14 protein-coding genes are annotated in these 17228 nt (G+C 71.9%); 12 read left to right on the top strand and 2 right to left on the bottom strand.

What is annotated here, in order from left to right:
* Positions 1 to 64 precede the first annotated feature (64 nt).
* Together OHS17_RS06370 and OHS17_RS06365 are read left to right on the top strand one after the other, a co-directional pair.
* The gene (locus tag OHS17_RS06370) at positions 65 to 1114 is read left to right on the top strand and encodes an LLM class F420-dependent oxidoreductase (RefSeq protein ID WP_018103712.1); all 1050 of its coding nucleotides are present in this window, start codon (positions 65 to 67) and stop codon (positions 1112 to 1114) included.
* Positions 1115 to 1352: 238 nt separating this feature from the next.
* Positions 1353 to 2141 (top strand): ferritin-like domain-containing protein, encoded by a 789-nt coding sequence (locus OHS17_RS06365; protein WP_161207838.1) that lies wholly within the window; start codon positions 1353 to 1355, stop codon positions 2139 to 2141.
* Between the two features lie 15 nt (positions 2142 to 2156).
* Here the strand turns inward: OHS17_RS06365 and corA are convergent, their stop codons facing one another.
* The gene (gene corA, locus OHS17_RS06360) at positions 2157 to 3152 is read right to left on the bottom strand and encodes a magnesium/cobalt transporter CorA (protein WP_330311380.1); all 996 of its coding nucleotides are present in this window, start codon (positions 3150 to 3152) and stop codon (positions 2157 to 2159) included.
* Positions 3153 to 3226: 74 nt separating this feature from the next.
* On the opposite strand from corA, the gene OHS17_RS06355 reads away from it, so the two are divergent.
* The 5 genes from OHS17_RS06355 (at position 3227) to OHS17_RS06335 (ending at position 9925) form a co-directional block, all read left to right on the top strand.
* Positions 3227 to 3925, top strand: a complete 699-nt coding sequence (locus OHS17_RS06355; RefSeq protein ID WP_330311379.1) for a histidine phosphatase family protein — start codon at positions 3227 to 3229, stop codon at positions 3923 to 3925.
* A 93-nt stretch (positions 3926 to 4018) separates the two neighbouring features.
* The gene (locus tag OHS17_RS06350; protein ID WP_020207450.1) at positions 4019 to 4609 is read left to right on the top strand and encodes a DUF3090 domain-containing protein; all 591 of its coding nucleotides are present in this window, start codon (positions 4019 to 4021) and stop codon (positions 4607 to 4609) included.
* On the top strand, positions 4573 to 5412 hold the full coding sequence (locus tag OHS17_RS06345) for an SCO1664 family protein (protein WP_330311378.1): 840 nt from the start codon (positions 4573 to 4575) through the stop codon (positions 5410 to 5412). Before OHS17_RS06350 ends, OHS17_RS06345 begins: the two co-directional genes overlap by 37 nt.
* Positions 5413 to 5522: 110 nt before the next feature.
* Positions 5523 to 6752, top strand: coding sequence for a cysteine--1-D-myo-inosityl 2-amino-2-deoxy-alpha-D-glucopyranoside ligase (mshC, locus tag OHS17_RS06340; RefSeq protein WP_330311377.1), 1230 nt, complete (start codon positions 5523 to 5525; stop codon positions 6750 to 6752).
* Between the two features lie 122 nt (positions 6753 to 6874).
* Positions 6875 to 9925, top strand: coding sequence for an NPCBM/NEW2 domain-containing protein (locus OHS17_RS06335; RefSeq protein ID WP_330311376.1), 3051 nt, complete (start codon positions 6875 to 6877; stop codon positions 9923 to 9925).
* Between the two features lie 60 nt (positions 9926 to 9985).
* On the opposite strand, the gene OHS17_RS06330 is transcribed toward OHS17_RS06335, so the two are convergent.
* A complete protein-coding gene (locus OHS17_RS06330; RefSeq protein ID WP_330311375.1) occupies positions 9986 to 11164 on the bottom strand; it encodes a PAC2 family protein in 1179 nt (392 codons plus the stop codon).
* A 232-nt stretch (positions 11165 to 11396) separates the two neighbouring features.
* On the opposite strand from OHS17_RS06330, the gene OHS17_RS06325 reads away from it, so the two are divergent.
* From OHS17_RS06325 to OHS17_RS06305, 5 genes are all read left to right on the top strand, one after another.
* Positions 11397 to 12734 carry an L-fuconate dehydratase gene (locus OHS17_RS06325; RefSeq protein WP_330311374.1) on the top strand — a complete coding sequence of 446 codons (1338 nt, stop codon included), beginning with the start codon at positions 11397 to 11399 and terminating at the stop codon, positions 12732 to 12734.
* The gene (locus OHS17_RS06320; RefSeq protein WP_330311373.1) at positions 12731 to 13510 is read left to right on the top strand and encodes an SDR family NAD(P)-dependent oxidoreductase; all 780 of its coding nucleotides are present in this window, start codon (positions 12731 to 12733) and stop codon (positions 13508 to 13510) included. The genes OHS17_RS06325 and OHS17_RS06320 overlap by 4 nt, the downstream gene beginning before the upstream one ends.
* Positions 13511 to 13573: 63 nt before the next feature.
* Positions 13574 to 14614, top strand: a complete 1041-nt coding sequence (locus OHS17_RS06315; RefSeq protein ID WP_330311372.1) for a sugar ABC transporter substrate-binding protein — start codon at positions 13574 to 13576, stop codon at positions 14612 to 14614.
* Between the two features lie 2 nt (positions 14615 to 14616).
* Entirely contained in the window at positions 14617 to 16137 is a 1521-nt protein-coding gene (locus tag OHS17_RS06310) for a sugar ABC transporter ATP-binding protein (protein WP_330311371.1), read from the top strand.
* The gene (locus tag OHS17_RS06305) at positions 16134 to 17186 is read left to right on the top strand and encodes an ABC transporter permease (protein ID WP_164630467.1); all 1053 of its coding nucleotides are present in this window, start codon (positions 16134 to 16136) and stop codon (positions 17184 to 17186) included. The genes OHS17_RS06310 and OHS17_RS06305 overlap by 4 nt, the downstream gene beginning before the upstream one ends.
* Positions 17187 to 17228 lie beyond the last annotated feature (42 nt).

Here is a 17228-nt window from a genome sequence, read left to right as displayed (position 1 = left end):
ATCAACTTCCCGCGCGCTAGAGTCCGGAACTCAGGGACGTTACTGATCGGTAAGGGGTTCGGCTATGCGGCTCGGCATCAATCTCGGCTACTGGGGCGCGGGGATGGACGGCGACAACCTCGCCGTCGCACAGGAGGCCGACCGGCTCGGCTACGACGTCTGCTGGGCGGCCGAGGCGTACGGCTCCGACGCGCCGACCGTGCTGGCCTGGGTGGCCGCGCAGACGGAGTCCATCGACGTCGGCTCGGCCATCCTCCAGATCCCGGCGCGCCAGCCCGCGATGGCGGCCATGACGGCGGCCACGCTCGACTCCCTGTCCGGTGGCCGGTTCCGGCTCGGCCTCGGCGTGTCGGGCCCGCAGGTCTCGGAGGGCTGGTACGGCGTCAAGTTCGACAAGCCGCTGGCCCGCACCCGGGAGTACGTGGACATCGTCCGCAAGGCGATGACCCGCGAGCGCCTTTCGTACGAGGGGGAGCACTGGACGCTCCCGCTGCCGGACGGCCCGGGCAAGCCGCTCAAGCTGACCGTGCACCCGCAGCGCGAGCACATCCCGCTCTACATCGCCGCGATCGGCCCGAAGAACCTGGAGCAGACCGGCGAGATCGCCGACGGCGCCCTGCTGATCTTCCCCTCGGCCGAGCACCTGGAGGAGACCGCGATCAGCCACCTGCGGGCCGGCCGGGAGAAGGCCGGGAAGACGATGGAGGGCTTCGACGTCTGCCCGACCGTCCCGCTCGCCGTCGGTGACGACATCCCCGGCCTCGCGGACATGTTCCGCCCCTACACCGCGCTGTACGTCGGCGGCATGGGCAGCGCCAAGCAGAACTTCTACAACCGGCTCGCGCAGCGCATGGGGTACGAGAAGGAGGCCGCCGAGATCCAGGAGAAGTACCTCTCCGGCGACAAGAGCGGCGCGGCGGCCGCCGTACCGCACCAGCTGATCGACCAGACCACGCTGCTCGGCTCCGTGGACCGGATCGCCGAGCGCATGCAGGCGTACGCGGAAGTGGGGGTCACGACCCTGACCCTGGCCCCGGCCGGCTTCACGCTCGACGAGCGGATCGCCGCGCTCCGGGCCGGCACGGACGCGCTGGAGCGGGCCGGGCTCGCGTAACGGGAAGAGGCTCTGCGGCCGTGGTGGGGGCTCGGGGGGTCCTCCCCGCCACGGCCGTCACGGGGAACAACGCGGGCGGCCCGGCGGGGTTACGGGTGCACGCAAAAACGGTTCGCCGTCGGCGCCGGAGCCGCCCCGTGACGCCACCCGTCCGGCCCAGCCGCCGCCCGCTCCTGTTGCCCGCCCCGGCCCGGCGCATTTGACTGGCGCTCGGCGACGCGGCACGGAGGTGGCAGTGATGCTCTCGGCAAAGAACCTGTTCGAGGAGATCCTCGACAACGACGACTCGTTCCGGCTGTTCTGCTCCATCGCGGCCAGCGGCGAGTCCCAGGGCGGCTGGGAGAACGGCCGGATCGCGGCCCTCGTCCCCGCGAGCCAGCGCCCGCTGGCCCCCAAGATCGCCCGGCACGGCGCCGACGAGGACAAGCACGGCCGGATCTTCAACGCGCTGCTCAAGAAGCGCGGCCTGGCCCCCGGGCCCGTCCCCCCGGACACCGACTACACGATGCTCCTGGAGCGCCACGGCATCGGACTCGCGCACGAGCAGCTGGGCCGCGACGAGCCGCTGACCGAGCGCGACATCATCACGTACCTGGCCCACAGCCGGGTCACCGAGCAGCGCGCGTCCGAGCAGATGCGGCTGCTGAACAAGCACTTCGCGGACCACCCCGAGCTCGGCCGCGCGGTCCGGATGATCTCCCACGACGAGGACAACCACCTCGCGTACTGCCACGAGGAACTGCTGCGCTTCGCGCGGGCCGGGCACGGCCGCACGATCCAGCACATCCTGCGCGAGTGCGCCCTCGCCGAGATCCGGGTCTACCGCGACGTCAGCCTCGCCGTCATGGACCACATGGGCCGGGTGCTCGGCTGGTCCCGCGCGAAGGCCGCCGTGCTCGCCGCGGGCATCCACGCCGTGTACGCGTACGAACGCCTCGGCGGCTGGCGGCGCATGGTCAGCCTGGCCCCGCCCGCCCGGCGCGACGCCCTCGGCGGACCCGCGACGCCCGCGCCCGAGTACGCCTGACGGACGGCCGGGGCGTCAGAGCCAGCCGCGCCGCTTGAACTGGCGGTAAAGGCCCACGACCGCCCCCGCCATCAGCAGCAGCACCACCGGGTAGGACCCGACCCACCGCAGCTCCGGCATGTGCTCGAAGTTCATCCCGTAGATCCCCGCGACCATCGTCGGCACCGCGGCCATCGCCGCCCAGGCGGAGATCTTGCGCATGTCGTCGTTCTGCCGCACCCCCATCTGCGCGAGATGCGCGGACAGGATGTCGGACAGCAGCCGGTCCAGACCCTCCACCTGCTCGTTGGCCCGGGTCAGGTGGTCCTGGACGTCCCGGAAGAACGGCTGCGCGTGCTCCTGGACGAACGGCACCCCGGCGCCCGCCAGCCGAGCCATCGGCGCGCTCAGCGGGACCGTCGCCCGGCGGAACTCCAGCACCTGGCGCTTGAAGGTGTAGATGCGGGCCGCGGTGTTCTTGGAGTCGTCCGTACCGCTCGGCGCGAAGACCTGCGTCTCCAGCTCCTCCAGGTCGACCTGGAGCTCGCCCGCCACGTCTATGTAGTGGTCCACGATCGCGTCGCTCACCGCGTACAGGACCGCCGTCGGCCCGTGCTTCAGCACCTCGGGGTCGGCCTCCAGGCGCCGGCGTACGGCCGCCAGCGGCGCGCCCTCGCCGTGCCGGACGGTCACGACGAACGAGTCGCCCATGAACACCATCAGCTCGTGCGTGGTGACCGTGTCGCTGTCGTGGTCGTACAGCACCGGTTTGATCACCGCGAACAGCGAGTCGTCGTACACCTCCAGCTTGGGCCGCTGGTGGGCGGAGAGGGCGTCCTCCACGGCCAGCGGGTGCAGCCCGAACTCGTGGCTGACGAGGTCGAACTCCTTCTCCGTCGGCTCGTGCAGGCCGATCCAGAGGAACGCGTCGCCGGACTCCCGCGCCCGGGCGAGCGCGTCGGAGAAGTCGGCGGGGCCCTCGGTCCGGCGTCCGTCGCGGTAAATGGCGCAGTCGACAATCACGGCGCGCATTCTTCCCTGCCTGCGGACCGGTATGCACCTTTGGCCCCGTCAGGAAACCGGGTCGCGCCCGTACGCTGGACCGCATGCCCACCCTGATCCTCGTACGCCACGGACGCTCGACCGCCAACACGGCCGGGGTGCTCGCGGGCCGGACCCCCGGCGTCGCCCTGGACGAACGCGGCGCCGCGCAGGCCGCCGCGCTCCCCGGCCGGCTGGCCGCGCTGCCGCTCGCCGCCGCCGTCAGCAGCCCCCTGCAACGCTGCCGGGAGACCCTGGAACCCCTGCTGGCCGCCCGCCCGGACCTGCCGCTGCACGTCGAGGACCGGATCAGCGAGTGCGACTACGGCGACTGGTCGGGCCGCAAGCTCGCCGAGCTCACCGACGAACCGCTGATGACCGTGGTCCAGCAGCACCCCTCCGCCGCCGCCTTCCCCGGCGGCGAGTCGATGCGGGCGATGCAGGCCCGCGCCGTCGACGCCGTACGGGAGTGGAACGCCCGGATCGAGTCGGAGCACGGCGAGAACGCCGCGTACGTCATGTGCTCGCACGGCGACATCATCAAGTCCCTCGTCGCCGACGCGCTCGGCATGCATCTGGACCTCTTCCAGCGCGTCCACGCCGACCCGTGCTCGGTCACCGCGATCCGCTACACGAGGCTCCGCCCCTATCTGCTGCGCCTCGGCGACACGGGCGACCTCGCCGGACTCGCGCCCCGCGACCCGGGCCCGGACGCCGCTGCCGGCGGGGACGCGGCGGTAGGGGGCGGCGCTGGGGCGCCGTGATCGCCGCGCGCAGTAGGGTGGACGCGCCGTAGAACGCTTTCCGAGGCTCCGGCCCACCCCCATCTGCCCGTCGACTCTCAAGGGAGACAGGACGTGTCCCGTCAGGTGTTCCTCTACGACCCCCCGGACCGCTTCGTGGCCGGCACGGTCGGGCTGCCTGGACGCCGTACGTTCTTCCTGCAGGCATCCTCAGGCGGACGTGTCACCAGCGTGGCCCTGGAGAAGACCCAGGTCGCCGCGCTCGCCGAGCGCGTGGACGAACTGCTGGACGAGGTCGTCCGCCGCACCGGCGGGAACTCCCCGGTGCCGGCCGTCGCCCCGATGGACGTCACGGACACCGCGCCGCTCGACGTCCCCGTCGAGGAGGAGTTCCGCGTCGGCACCATGGCGCTCGCCTGGGACGGCGAGGAGCAGCGCATGATCGTGGAGGCGCAGGCCCTGGTCGAGCTGGACGCCGACTCCGTCGAGGACCTGGCCGAGGCCGAGGAGCGGCTGCTCCAGGACGAGGAGAACGGCCCGCCGATGCTCCGCGTCCGGCTCTCCGGCGCCCAGGCCCGTGCCTTCGCCAAGCGGGCCCTGGACGTGGTGAACGCCGGCCGGCCGCCCTGCCCGCTGTGCAGCCTGCCGCTCGACCCGGAAGGACACGTATGCCCGCGCCAGAACGGATACCGCCGGGGCGCCTGACCGACGCGGAGCACGTCGCCCTGCTGGCCGAGGGCACGCTGACCGTCCTCGGGCAGGTCCGCGGCGCGTCCAACGCGGTGCTGTACTGCTCCGTCGCCCACGAGGGCGCGGAGGCGTACTGCGTGTACAAGCCCGTGGCCGGCGAGCAGCCGCTCTGGGACTTCCCCGACGGCACCCTCGCCCAGCGCGAGGTGGCCGCCTACGAGGTCTCCGAGGCCATGGGCTGGGGGCTGGTCCCGCCGACCGTGCTGCGGGACGGGCCGTACGGCCAGGGCATGTGCCAGCTCTGGATCGAGGCCGAGGAGCCGGGCGAGGACGAGCCGGGGCTGCTCGCGCTGGTCGAGGACGAGGAGCCCGGCGAGGGCTGGAAGGCCGTCGCGTTCGCGGAGGTGGGGGAGGGGAAGACCGCCCTGCTGGTGCACGCGGACGACCCCCGGCTGCGGCGGCTCGCCGTCCTGGACGCCGTCATCAACAACGGCGACCGCAAGGGCGGCCACCTGCTGCCCGCGCCCGGCGGCCGGCTCTACGGCATCGACCACGGGGTGACCTTCAACGCCGACGACAAGCTGCGCACCCTGCTCTGGGGCTGGGCGGGCGAGCCTCTGACCCCCGAGGCCGTCGAGGTCCTGGACCGGCTGGCGGCCGCCCTGGAGCCCGGGGCCCCGCTGGTCACCCGGCTGGCCGAACTCATCACGGCGGCCGAGACCGAGGCCCTGCGGGCCCGGGTGGCGGGGCTGCGGGAGACCGGGCTGCACCGGGAGCCCAGCGGTGAATGGCCCGCCATCCCCTGGCCGCCCGTCTGACGGCCGGTCCGCCCCGATGCACGCCGGGCGCGGCGGCGCAAGAGTGCCTCTTCGGTCAGGATCACCCCTCCGGTTCGTATCCGGAAGCCGCATCCGGTTACGCTCGTGGCATGCATGCCTGGCCCGCTTCTGAGGTCCCCGCCCTGCCCGGCAAGGGCCGCGACCTTCGGATCCACGACACCGCGACCGGCGGACGGATCACCCTTGACCCCGGTCCCGTCGCCCGCATCTACGTCTGCGGCATCACGCCGTACGACGCGACCCACATGGGTCATGCGGCGACCTACAACGCGTTCGACCTCGTGCAGCGCGTGTGGCTCGACACCAAGCGGCAGGTTCACTACGTCCAGAACGTGACGGACGTGGACGACCCGCTGCTGGAGCGGGCCGTGCGCGACGGACAGGACTGGACCGAGCTCGCGGAGCGCGAGACGGCCCTGTTCCGCGAGGACATGACCGCGCTCCGGATGCTCCCGCCGCGGGACTACATCGGAGCCGTCGAGGCGATACCCGGCATCGTGCCGCTCGTGGAACGGCTCCGTGACGCGGGCGCCGCCTACGAGCTCGACGGCGACATCTACTTCTCCGTGGACACCGACCCGCACTTCGGCCAGGTGTCGAACCTCGACGCCGAGGCCATGCGCCTGCTCTCCGCCGAACGCGGCGGCGACCCGGAGCGCCCCGGCAAGAAGAACCCGCTCGACCCCATGCTCTGGATGGCCGCCCGCGAGGGCGAGCCCAGCTGGGACGGCGGCTCCCTCGGCGCCGGCCGCCCCGGCTGGCACATCGAGTGCGTGGCCATCGCCCTCGACCACCTCGGCATGGGCTTCGACGTCCAGGGCGGCGGCTCCGACCTCGCCTTCCCGCACCACGAGATGGGCGCCTCGCACGCCCAGGTGCTCACCGGCGAGCACCCCTTCGCCCAGGCGTACGTGCACGCCGGGATGGTCGCCCTGGACGGCGAGAAGATGTCCAAGTCCAAGGGCAACCTCGTCTTCGTCTCCGCGCTCCGCCGCGACGGTGTGGACCCGGCCGCGATCCGCCTGGCCCTGCTCGCCCACCACTACCGCTCCGACTGGGAGTGGACCGACCAGGTGCTCGCCGACGCGGTGGCCCGGCTCGGCCGCTGGCGTGCCGCCGTCTCCCGCCCCGACGGGCTGTCCGCCGACGCCCTGGTCGAGGAGGTCCGCGCGGCCCTCGCCGACGACCTGGACGCCCCGGCCGCGCTGGCCGCGGTCGACCGCTGGGCCGAGCGGCAGACCGCCGAGGGCGGCACGGACGAGGGCGCGCCCGGCCTCGTCTCCCGCACCGTGGACGCGCTCCTCGGCGTGGCCCTGTAGGTCTTTTTCGTAACTCTCCGTCGTAGCAGCCGACTTCACCGGCCCCGGACTTCTTCATGAAGTTCGGGGCCGGTTCCGTTTTGTCCATGGTCAAATGCTCGGTGCTGCGCTAAAAGCGCTCTATGCAATCATCAACGCGCATCAGATCGGCGGTAGTTGCAGCGCTGCTGGGACTCCTCGCCGTACTCACCGGACCGGGTGCCGCCCGCGCCGACGACACGGCGGAGCCCGCCGGCACGACGGTCGGCGATCTCACCGGCTTCCAGGCCGACGGGGCCGTGTACCGCCTGACGGCGGGGGACGCGACGGCCCGGGTCAGCTTCGTCTCCGAGGAGACCTTCCGCATCGAACTCGCCCCCGACGGCACCTTCGAGGACCCGGCCGGCGACGCCATCGTGCTCCCGCAGGGCACCCCGCCCCGCACCCGCTGGAAGGAGCGCGGCGACCGCTATGAGCTGTCCACCCGGAGCGTCACCCTCCGTGTCTACAAGTCGCCTTTGAGGTTCGCCCTGTACCGGGCCGACGGAAGCCAGGTATGGTCCGAGGCGAAGGGACTGAGCTGGGACGCCGAGCAGACCACCCAGACCCTGGCGCGCGGCGCGAACGAGCAGTTCTACGGCGCCGGGATGCAGAACGGCCGGGGCAACACCTCGCACCGGGACAAGACCGTCGAGGTGGGCGTCGACTACAACTGGGACGACGGCGGCCACCCCAACTCGGTGCCGTTCTACCTCTCCTCGGCCGGCTACGGCGTCTTCCGCAACACCTTCGCGCCGGGCACCTACGCCTTCAACGACCCGGTGACCACCAGCGAGAAGGAGCGGCGCTTCGACGCGTACTACTTCGCCGGTGACAGCGCCAAGGACGTCATCGGCCAGTACACGCAGCTCACCGGCAAGCCGTTCCTGCCGCCCGTCTACGGCATGGAGATCGGCGACGCCGACTGCTATCTGCACAACGCCAACCGGGGCGAGCGCCACACCCTGGACGCGCTGAAGGTCGCCGACGGCTACCTCGACAACGACATGCCCAACGGCTGGATGCTCGTCAACGACGGCTACGGCTGCGGTTACGAGAATCTCGCCGAGACCGCGAAGGGCCTCCAGGACCGGGGCATGCAGGCCGGGCTCTGGACCGAGGACGGCATCGACAAGCTCGGCGACCAGGTCAAGGCCGGGCAGCGCGTGGCCAAGCTGGACGTCGCCTGGGTCGGCGACGGCTACAAGTTCGCGCTCGACGGCTGCAAGGACGCGTACAAGGGCATCGAGGCCAACAGCGACGCGCGCGGCTTCACGTACGCCCCCGAGAGCTGGGCCGGTGCGCAGCGCTGCGGGGTCCAGTGGTCCGGCGACCAGTACGGCACCTGGGACTACATCCGCTGGCAGATCCCGACCTACGCGGGCGCCACGATGTCCGGCCTCGCCTACACCACGGGCGACGTCGACGGCATCTTCGGCGGCAGCGCCAAGACGTACACCCGTGACCTCCAGTGGAAGATGTTCCTGGGGACCACGATGACCATGGACGGCTGGGCGGCCAGCGACAAGCAGCCGTTCCGCTACGGCGAGCCGTACACCTCCATCAACCGCGACTACCTCAAGCTCAAGGAGTCGCTGCTGCCCTACCAGTACTCCTACGCCCACGAGGCGACCAAGACCGGTGTCGGCATGGTCCGCCCGCTGGTCCTGGAGTACCCGGACGACCCGAAGGCCGCGACCGACGCCGCGAAGTACGAGTTCATGTCGGGCGAGGACTTCCTCGTCGCGCCGGTCTACGAGGACAGCACCGAGCGCGACGGCATCTACCTGCCGAAGGGCACCTGGACCGACTACTGGACCGGGCGCACCTACCAGGGTCCCGTCACCCTCGACGACTACAGCGCCCCGCTGGACACCCTGCCGCTGTTCGTGAAGGCCGGGGCGAGCGTGCCGATGTGGCCGGGCATCCGCTCGTACACCGACCGCACCGCCTCCTCCCCGCTCGCCTGGGACATCTACCCGCAGGGCCGCTCCTCGTTCACGCTGTACGAGGACGACGGCGTGACCCGTGAGCACCGCGACGGCGCGTACGCCACGCAGACCGCCGACGTCCGCGCACCCTCCCGGGGCTCCGGCGACGTGACCGTGGACATCGGCGCGAGCAAGGGGACATTCGAGGGCAAGCAGAGCAGCCGCCCGTACGAGTTCACCGTGCACACCGGCTCCGAGCCGAGCGCGGTACAGCTCAAGGGCAAGCTGCCCCGCCTCAGCTCGGCCGCCGCGTACGCGAAGGCGAAGCAGGGCTGGTTCTACGACCGGGACGACCGGGGCGGTGTGGTGAAGATCAAGACCGCGCCGCTGCCCACGGACCGGAAGTTCTCCGTGCGGCTCAAGCACACCAGCGCGGTCGGCGGCCGGAACACCACCGCCACGGCCGCCGTCACCGCCCCGCGCGGCCAGGAGACCGGCGCGGGAGCCCCGGGCACCGTCGCCGTCGACGTGACGGCGGGCCGGGCGGACGTCACGGACGCGTCCGTCACGCTCGACGTCCCCGAGGGCTGGCAGGCCGCCCCCGCCGCGCCCGTGAAGCGGATACCGGCGGGCACCACCCGCCGCGTCGAGGTCCGGGTCACCCCGGCGAAGGACGCGAAGGCGGGGGAGGCGCGGCTGACCGCCCTCGCCCGCTACCGGTCGGCGGGCGAGTCCCGCACCGCCACCGAGCGGCTCGCGGTCTCCGTCATGCCCGCCCCGCCCACCGGCGAGACCTGGGCGAGCGACATGGAGTGGCTGACCGCGGTCAACGGCTACGGACCCGCCGAACGCGACCGCAGCAACGGCGAGTCGGGCGCGGCCGACGGTCACCCGATCACGCTGGCCGGGAAGACGTACGAGAAGGGGATCGGCACCCACGCCGACTCCGACATCGAGGTCTACCTCGGCGGCCAGTGCTCGCGGTTCACCGCGGACGCGGGCATCGACGACGAGATCAACGGGTACGGCGAGGTCGCGTTCTCCGTGGAGGCCGACGGCAAGGTGCTGTGGACCTCGCCGAAGGTGACCGGGGCGTCCGAGACCGTACCGGTCGATGTGGCGCTCGACGGGGCGCGGCACGTACGCCTGAAGGTCACCGACACGAACGGGTCCAAGACCGGTGACCACGGCGACTGGGGCGCGGCGCGCTTCGTCTGCTCCTGAATGACGGTCACCTGGCGGAGGAGCCGGGCGGGTTCGCACCCGCCCGGCTCCGTGCCGCGCTCAGTCCTGCGCGTGGGGGCCTTCGGTCCCGTCACCGTCCGCCGGGCCGCTGTCCGGGCCGTCGCTGTCCGGCTCGTCGTCGGGCGCCCCGGCCGGGCCGCCGTCCGCGTCCGTGGCCCGGTCGCCGGTGCCGCCGGCCGGTGGTCGGCCGGTCGCCGGACGGCCGGGACCCTCCGATGGGGCCGGACCGCCCGGACGGCCGGGACCCTCCGATGGGGCCGGACCGCCCGGCTGGCCGGGCCCCGGCTTCGGCGGCCTCGTCCGGCCGCTCGACGTGTCCCGGAGGTACGTCGCGTCGCCGCTCTCCGTGGCATGGCCGCCGGGCGGCGGTGCGGAGCCCGGTTCGCGGCGCCGGAGATAGCGCTCGAACTCGCGGGCGATCGCCTCGCCGCTCGCCTCGGGCAGCTCGGCGGTGTCCCGGGCCTCCTCGAGGGTCTGCACGTACTCGGCCACCTCGCTGTCCTCGGCGGCCAGTTGGTCGACGCCGACCTGCCAGGCGCGCGCGTCCTCCGGCAGCTCGCCGAGCGGGATGCGCAGCCCGATCAGGTCCTCGAGGCGGTTCAGCAGGGCCAGCGTCGCCTTGGGGTTGGGCGGCTGCGACACATAGTGCGGCACCGCCGCCCACAGGCTCACCGCGGGCACCCCGGCATGCGTGCACGCCTCCTGGAGGATGCCGACGATGCCGGTCGGACCCTCGTACCTGGTCTCCTCCAGGTCCATGGTGCGGGCCAGGTCCGGATCGGACGTCACCCCGCTGACCGGGACCGGGCGGGTGTGCGGGGTGTCGCCCAGCAGCGCACCGAGCACCACGACCATCTCGACGCCCAGTTCGTGCGCGAAGCCCAGCAGCTCGTTGCAGAACGAGCGCCAGCGCATCGACGGTTCGATGCCCCGGACCAGGACGAGATCGCGGGGCTTGTCCCCGCCGACGCGGACCACGGAGAGCCGGGTCGTCGGCCAGGTGATCTTGCGTACCCCGTTGTCCAGCCACACCGTCGGGCGGTTGACCTGGAAGTCGTAGTAGTCCTCGGCGTCCAGCGCCGCGAACACCTCGCCCTTCCACTCCCGGTCCAGATGCGCGACCGCGGTGGAGGCGGCGTCACCGGCGTCGTTCCACCCCTCGAACGCGGCCACCATGACCGGGTCGATCAGCTCGGGCACGCCCTCGAGCTCGATCACCCCAGCCTCCTTCCGAAGTTCCCTTGTGTACGGACCAACCTTACGGCCTGCGGCCTCCCGGACCGCAGCCCCCGTGCACGGCCGGGTGCTCGTCTGGTACAGCAGCGTACTGCCGATACATCCGAGCTGTCGGCGGAAAATTCGCACCTCTCTCTGGACTTGCGCCCTCGGAGGCGGCTATACATCGGATGACCGGAACAGAGGTCCGATGTTATTTCCCCTGGGGGCGCGCATGAGTCAGACCGTCACGGATTTCGAGGTCCACGACATCCGTTTTCCGACCTCGGAACAACTGGACGGCTCGGACGCCATGAACCCCGACCCCGACTACTCGGCCGCCTACGTCGTCCTGCGGACCGACGCCGCCGGTGTGGACGGCGAGCCCGTCGAGGGCCATGGCTTCTGCTTCACCATCGGCCGGGGCAACGAGGTCATGGCCGCCGCGATCGAGGCCCTGCGCCCCTATCTGACCGGGCGCCCCGTACCCCGTACGGCCGAGGCCCTCGGCGCCCTGTACCGGGACCTCACGCACGACTCCCAGCTCCGCTGGCTGGGCCCCGAGAAGGGCGTGATGCACATGGCGGCCGGTGCGGTGGTCAACGCCGCCTGGGACCTGGCGGCCAAGCTGGCGGGCAGACCCGTCTGGCGGTTCCTGGCCGGGATGACCCCGGAGGAGCTGGTCTCCCTGGTGGACTTCCGCTACCTCACCGACGCCCTCACCCCCGACGAGGCGCTGGCCATCCTGCGCGCCGCCGAACCGGGGCGCGCCGAACGCGCCACCCGGCTGCAAGCCGAGGGCTACCCCGCGTACACCACCTCGCCCGGATGGCTCGGCTACTCCGACGACAAGCTGGTCCGGCTCGCCAAGCAGGCCGTCGCCGACGGCTTCACCCAGATCAAGCTCAAGGTCGGCGGCCGGGTCGAGGACGACGTCCGCCGCATGGCGCTCGCCCGCGAGGCCGTCGGACCCGGCGTCCGGATCGCCGTCGACGCCAACCAGCGCTGGGACGTCGCCGACGCCGTCGCCTGGATGACCGCGCTCGCCCCGTACGACCCGCACTGGATCGAGGAGCCCACCAGCCCCGACGACGTGCTCGGCCACGCCGCCGTCCGCGCCGGACAGCCGGTCAAGGTCGCCACCGGCGAACACGTCGCCAACCGGGTCGTGTTCAAGCAGCTCCTCCAGGCCGGGGCCGTCGACTTCGTCCAGATCGACGCCGCACGCGTCGCCGGGGTCAACGAGAACCTGGCGATCCTGCTGCTCGCCGCCAAGTACGGCATCCCGGTCTGCCCGCACGCGGGCGGCGTCGGCCTCTGCGAACTCGTCCAGCACCTCTCGATGTTCGACTACGTCGCCGTCTCCGGCACCTGCGAGGACCGGGTGATCGAGTACGTCGACCACCTCCACGAGCACTTCACCGACCCGGTCGCCATCGTGAACGGCCGCTACACCGCCCCGGCGTCCCCCGGCTTCTCGGCCAGGATGCGCCCCGAGTCCATCGCCGCACACCGCTACCCGCAGGGCCCCGTCTGGCAGGCCCGGCGCCACGAGAAGGAGGAGAGCCGATGACCGGCACACGCGACTTCGAGGGGATGAACGCCCTGGTGACCGGCGGCGCCTCCGGCATCGGGGCCGCCGTCACCATCCTGCTCCTGGAACGCGGCGCCCAGGTCGCCGTCCTCGACCGGGACACCTCCGGCGCACCCCGGGGCGCCCTCGCCGTCGAGGCCGACGTCACCGACGACGCCGCCGTGCGCGCCGGGGTGGACCGGGCCGCCGCCGAGCTCGGCTCCCTGCACACCCTCGTGTCCAACGCGGGCATCGGCGCCATCGGCACCGTCGCGGACAACGACGACGCCGAGTGGGCCCGGGTCCTCGACATCAACGTCCTCGGCATGGTCCGCGCCGCCCGGCACGCCCTGCCGCACCTGCGCCGCGCGGCCGCCGAGCGCCCCGGAGCCGTATCCATCACGCACACCTGCTCCATCGCCGCGACCGCCGGGCTGCCCCAGCGCGCCCTGTACAGCGCGAGCAAGGGCGCCGTCCTCGCGCTCACCCTCGCCATGGCCGCCGACCACGTCCGCGAGGGCATCCGCGTCAACTGCGTCAACCCGGGCACCGCCGACACCCCGTGGATCGGCCGGCTGCTCGACCGGGCGGACGACCCGGCCGCCGAACGCGCCGCGCTGAACGCCCGGCAGCCGCTGGGCCGGCTGGTCTCCGCCGACGAGGTGGCCGCCGCGATCGGCTACCTCGCGAGCCCCGCCGCGACCTCCGTGACGGGCACCGCCCTGGCCGTCGACGGCGGGATGCAGGGCCTGCGCCTGCGCCCCGCCGGCAGCTGAACCCGCACCCCCGCCAACGCCCACCGGGTCCGAGCCGCGACCCCACACAGGAACGGGACACCAATGAGAGTGCGTACGACGAGTGCGGCAGCCTGTGCCGTACTGCTGGCCGTCACCGCCCTCGCGGGCTGCAACCGCGAGTCGTCGGACGACGGGGCGGGCGGCGGCAAGGTCGGCATCGACCTGCCGCGCAGCGACAGCGACTTCTGGAACTCCTACCAGAACTACATCAAGAAGGGTGTCAAGGACGGCGAGGTCTCCGCGCTGCCGCTGACCAACTCGCAGAACGACATCGGCAAGCTCGTCGCCAACGTCCAGACCTTCACCGACCAGGGCGCCAAGGCCGTCGTGATGGCCCCGCAGGACACCGGCGCGATAGCCGAGTCGCTCAACACGCTCAACGAGAAGAAGATCCCCGTCGTCAGCGTCGACACCCGCCCCGACAAGGGCGACATCTACATGGTGGTGCGCGCCGACAACAAGGCGTACGGCACCAACGCCTGCAAGTACCTCGGCGAGCAGCTGAAGGGCAAGGGCAAGGTCGTCGAGTTCCAGGGCGACCTGTCCTCCATCAACGGCCGCGACCGCTCCGAGGCGTTCAAGGCGTGCATGGACAAGGACTACCCGGGCATCAAGGTCTTCGAGCTGGCCACCGACTGGAAGGGCGACGTCGCCTCCGCGAAGCTCCAGTCCACGCTGGCCGCCCACCCCGACATCAACGGCATCTACATGCAGGCCGGCGGCGTCTTCCTGCAGCCGACCCTGGCGCTCCTGGAACAGAAGAAGCTGCTCAAGCCCGCCGGTGCGGACGGCCACATCACCATCATCTCCAACGACGGCATCCCCGAGGAGTTCGACGCCATCCGGGCCGGGAAGATCGACGCCACCATCTCCCAGCCCGCCGACCTGTACGCGAAGTACGCGCTGTACTACGCGAGGGCGGCCCTCGACGGCAAGACCTTCAAGGAGGGCCCCACGGACCACGACTCCACGATCATCAAGATCCCCAACGGTTACGAGGACCAGCTCCCCGCGCCCCTGGTGACCAAGGAGAACGTGGACGACCCGAAGCTGTGGGCCAACCAGCTGGAGAAGAAGAGCTAGCCATGGACGCTCAGGCACCACCACCCGCCGTGCAGGCGGAAGGCGTCGTCAAGCGCTTCGGGCCGACCGTGGCGCTCGACGGGGTGAAGCTGACCGTGCGGCCCGGCGAGTCCCACGCGCTCGTCGGCCGCAACGGCGCCGGCAAATCGACCCTGGTCGGCGTCCTCACCGGCCTCCACAAGGCGGACGCGGGAACCGTCACCTTCGGCGGCGAGCCCGCCCCCGCCTTCGGGGACACCACGGCCTGGCAGTCCAGGGTCGCCTGCGTCTACCAGAAGTCCATGGTCGTCCCCGACCTCACCGTCGCCGAGAACCTGTTCCTCAACCGGTTCGAGGAGAACGCCCGCTGGATCAGCTGGGGCAGGCTCCGCAAGCGGGCGGAACGGCTGCTCGCCGCGTACGGCGTGGAGGTCGACCCGAACACCCGGGCGCGCGATCTCGCGGTCGAGCAGCGGCAGTTCGTGGAGATCGCCCGCGCCCTGTCCTTCGGCGCCCGGCTCATCGTCCTGGACGAGCCGACCGCCCAGCTCGACGCCCGGGGCATCGCGCGGCTCTTCGACAAGCTCCGCGAACTCCAGTCCCAGGGCGTGGCGTTCCTCTTCATCTCGCACCACCTCCAGGAGGTGTACGAGCTGTGCACCGCGGTCACCGTCTACCGCGACGCCCGCCACGTCCTCACCGCCCCCGTCGCCGAGGTCGCCAAGGAGGACCTGGTCGCCGCGATGACCGGCGAGCAGGCGGCCGGGGCCACCGCCTGGCACGCGGCCGGTGACGCGGCGCCCGACGCGACCGCCGAACCCGTGCTGACCACCGAACAGCTGAGCCTCCCCGGCCGGTTCGAGCCCCTGGACCTCCAGGTGCGCCCCGGTGAGGTGCTGGGCCTCGCCGGGGCGGCGGCCAGCGGCAACACCGCCGTCGGCGAGGTGCTGGCCGGGATGCGCAAGGCGGGCGGCGGCACGGTCCGGGTGCGGGGCAGGGCCGTACGGGCGGGCAGCGTGCCGGACGCGCTGGCCGCCGGGATCGGCTACATCCCGGAGGACCGGCACGACCAGGGACTCGTCCTGGAGCGCAGCGTCGCGGAGAACGCCACGCTGACGGTCGCCGACCAACTCGGCCCCTGGGGGACTGTCCTGCCCTCCCGTACCCGGCAGTTCGCCCGGTCCATGATCGCCTCGCTGGACATCAAGACCCAGGGCCCCGAACAGCCCGTCTCCGGGCTCTCCGGCGGGAACCAGCAGAAGGTCGTCGTCGCCCGCGCGCTGGCCCGTGACCCCAGCGTGCTCGTGGCGGTCCGGCCCACGGCGGGCGTGGACGTCAAGTCCAAGGACTCCCTGCTCGGAGTCGTACGCCGGGTCGCCGACGCGGGCAACGCGGCCGTCGTCGTCTCGGACGAGCTGGACGATCTGCGGGTCTGCGACCGGGTCCTCGCCCTCTTCCATGGGCGGGTCGTCGCAACGTTCGACAGCGGGTGGACCGACGGGGAACTCGTCGCCGCCATGGAAGGTGTGGGGGAGAGGGAATGACCGGCACGGTACGGCCGTCCACGGCCGACGACTTCGACACGGAGCTGAAGGGCTCCCCGGGCGGGGACACCCCGCTGAGCAGGCTCAAGCTGATCCGGTGGAGCGACTTCTCGCTGGTGCCGGTGATCCTGGTGCTGATGCTGATCGGCTTCATCGTCTCGCCGGTCTTCCTCACCTCCGACAACCTGATCAGCGTCGTCCAGCAGTCCTCCGAGCTGAGCCTGCTCGTCCTCGGCCAGGCGCTGATCCTCATCTGCGGCCGAATGGACCTCTCGCTGGAGTCCACGATCGGCATCGCGCCGGTCGTCGCCATGTGGCTGGTGCTGCCCACCGACGGTGGCCGCTTCGCCGGCCTCGGGCTGCTCCCCGCCTGGTCCGCGATCCCGCTCTGCCTGCTGGTCGGCCTGGCGATCGGCGCCGTCAACGGCTTCCTGATGCTGAAGCTCCGGGTCAACGGCTTCATCGCCACGCTCGGCATGCTCACGATGTTGCGCGGCCTCCACATCGGCATCACCGAGGGCAAGTCCATCACCGATGTGCCGGAGTCCTTCCGCTACCTCGGCAAGAGCGAGTGGTTCGGGGTCCCGGCCGCCGTCTGGATCTGCCTGGTCCTCTTCGCGGCCGGTGGCGCCGCGCTCGCCTGGCTGCGCCACGGACGCGCGCTGTACGCGATCGGCGGCAACCCGGAAGCGGCCCGCGCGGCCGGCATCCGCGTCGACCGCGTCACCTGGATCGTCCTCGCTATCGGCGGCCTGCTCGCCGCCTTCGCCGGCATCCTCTACACCGGTCACTACGGGGCGGTCGCCGCCACCCAGGGCGACGGCTGGATCTTCCAGGTGTTCGCCGCCGCGGTGATCGGCGGCATCAGCCTCAAGGGCGGCCGCGGCACGCTGTTCGGCGCCCTCACCGGCGTACTGACGCTCCAACTGGTCGTCAACGTCATGACCCTGGGCGGCGTCCCGGCCCTCTGGAACCAGTTCCTGAACGGCGCGATCATCATCGTGGCCCTGGTCATCTCCCGCTTCGCAAGCGGCGAGAAGCAGGACTGAACTTCGCGGCCCTCAAACGCCGGGCGGGCAAAAATCAGCCCC

Source organism: Streptomyces sp. NBC_00523 (assembly GCF_036346615.1).
Lineage (GTDB): Bacteria > Actinomycetota > Actinomycetes > Streptomycetales > Streptomycetaceae > Streptomyces.
This window is presented reverse-complemented; position numbering and strand designations above follow the sequence as displayed.